This is a genomic window from Microbacterium sp. Bi128, from assembly GCF_918698205.1.
On record NZ_CAKKMM010000762.1, the window covers coordinates 1 to 2,427 of the forward strand.

At 72.2% G+C, this 2,427-nt stretch carries 1 protein-coding gene and 1 pseudogene; both read right to left on the minus strand.

Going from position 1 to position 2,427, the window contains the following annotated elements; all coding sequences use genetic code 11:
- A partial coding sequence (locus LQV45_RS25915) for an AAA family ATPase (RefSeq protein ID WP_230009520.1) occupies positions 1-1,903 on the minus strand: 1,903 nt, incomplete at its 3' end.
- A 123-nt stretch (positions 1,904-2,026) separates the two neighbouring features.
- Positions 2,027-2,427: pseudogene (locus LQV45_RS25920) on the minus strand (hypothetical protein); the annotation flags it as partial.

The window sequence follows — 2,427 nt, forward strand, 5'->3', positions numbered from 1 at the left end:
CCCGCTCGGTGAGCTGTCCGGCCTCGTCGTAGCCGACGTATCCCGGAGGGGCGCCGATGAGGCGCGAGACGGTGTGCCGTTCGCCGAACTCGCTCATGTCGAAGCGGATCACGGCGGAGTCGTCGTCGAACAGCGAGCCGGCGAGGGCCTTGGCCAGCTCGGTCTTGCCGACGCCGGTGGGCCCGAGGAACAGGAACGAGCCCACGGGACGACGCTCGTCGCCGAGCCCCGTGCGGTTGCGGCGCACGGCCTTCGCCACCGCCGTGACCGCGGCATCCTGCCCGATCACGCGCGCGTGCAGGTCGTCCTCGAGGTGCGCGAGGCGGCCGCGCTCGGACGCGGTCAGACGAGAGACCGGGATGCCGGTGGCCCGGCTGATGACGGCGGCGATCTCGGGCTCGTCGACGACGGCTGCCGCGCGCGGGGCGCTCGTGGCCTCGTCGAGGCGCGTCTGCACGGCGGCGATCTCGTCGCGCAGCCGCGAGGCCTCTTCGTAGTGCTCGGCCGAGACGGCGGCGTTCTTGTCGGCCTCGAGGCTCGCGAGACGCTCGACGAGGGCGGACGTGTCGACCGTCACCCCGAGCTTCAGACGCAGCCGCGCCCCCGCCTGGTCGATGAGGTCGATCGCCTTGTCGGGCAGGACGCGGTCGGGCAGGTACCGGTCGCCGAGCTCGACCGCGGCGCGCAGGGCGTCGTCGGTGTAGGTCACGGCGTGGTGCTCCTCGTAGGCCGAGCGCAGGCCGCGCAGGATCTCGACCGCGTCGGGGAGGGAAGGCTCACCGACGCGAACGGGCTGCAGACGCCGCTCCAGGGCGGGGTCCTTCTCGATCGTGCGGTACTCCTTGAGCGTGGTGGCGCCGACGAGGTGCAGCTCACCACGGGCCAAGCGCGGCTTCAGGATGTTCCCGGCATCCATCGCCCCCTCGCCGCCGGCTCCCGCGCCGACGATGGTGTGGATCTCGTCGATGAACACGACGAGCTTTCCGGACTGCGCCGCGATCTCGTCCATCGTCTGGGTCAACCGCTCCTCGAAGTCGCCCCGGTAGCGGGCGCCGGAGAGCATCGCGGCGAGGTCGATCGACACGACGCGGGTGTCGCGGAGCTGCTCGGGGACGTTGCCCTCGACGATCGCGCGGGCGAGTCCCTCGACGACGGCGGTCTTGCCGACACCGGCCTCACCGATGAGCACGGGGTTGTTCTTGGTGCGGCGGCTGAGGATCTCGATCGTCTGCTCGATCTCGTCGGCACGGCCGATCACGGGGTCGAGGCGTCCCTCGTGGGCGAGGGCCGTGAGATCCGTGCCGAAGCGGTCGAGGTTCGGGGTCTCGGATGCCGTCTGGGCAGAACCCGTGACCTCGTCGCCGCCCACGACGGTCTCGCGCACGCCCTGGGTCAGCGCCTCGGCGGTGACACCCGCCTGCGCGAGGATCTGCCCGGCGGGGGCGTCCTGTGCGAGGACCAGCGCGAAGAACAGGTGGTCGGGGTCGACGTAGGTCGAGCCCGCGGCGCGGGCGACCTGGAAGGCGTGGAACAGCGCGCGCTGCACCGAACCGGCGACCACCGCGCCGTCGACGTCGGCGGCGGGACCCGCGGCCGGGAGGCGACTCTCGGCGGCGCGCGCGATCGCGGCCGGGTCGGCGCCGAGCCGGGTGACGGCCTCACGCGCGGGCGACTGCCCGACGAGGACGTGCAGCACGTGCAGCGCGTCGAGTTCGCGTTGTCCGCGACCGAGGGCGTAGCGGCCGGCCTGCTGCAGGGCTTCCTGCGTACGCGAGCTGAGGAACCGGCTCAGGTCGATGGAACGTTCGGCACGAGCGCGTTCCCCCGCGAGGTAGCGCGCGAGGAACTCGTCGAACGACTGAGCGCCGTTGTCCCCGGCGCCGGGGGTGACTTCTTCGGGCAATTCCGTCTCCTGTGATACGTGAGTGGAGTCGGCTCAAGTTTTATACTTGAGCGACCGCGTATCAAGTTCAACGGCGAGGCTTCGAGGATATTCCCGGGTGCGTTCCGCGTCGCGGTCGCGCGCTCAGAGCCGCAGTCGGGGATCGGGATCGTTCCACAGCTCCACGGTCTGCACCGCCCAGAACGCCGCGAAGAACACGAGAGCGGCCGCTTCGCCGATGAGCACCCACGGCACCGGGGCGGACACCTCGGCACTCGCGACGGCCGCGACCAGCACCACGCCGAGCCCGACGAGGGTGAGGAGGATGCCGCCGGCCACCACCGCATACGCCCGGCGGAACCGCCGCGGCGCCCGTTGCGGGCGCCAGGCGGCGACCGCGGCGACCGCCCCGATGACGACGAAGAACGCCACCGCCGCGGCGTTGTGCGCGAGCACGAGGAACGACCCCGGGTCGACGCCCGCCCACACGGCCAGCCCGATCGTGAGCGCGGCGACGACGCTCGCGTGCGCAGCGACTCCGCGCG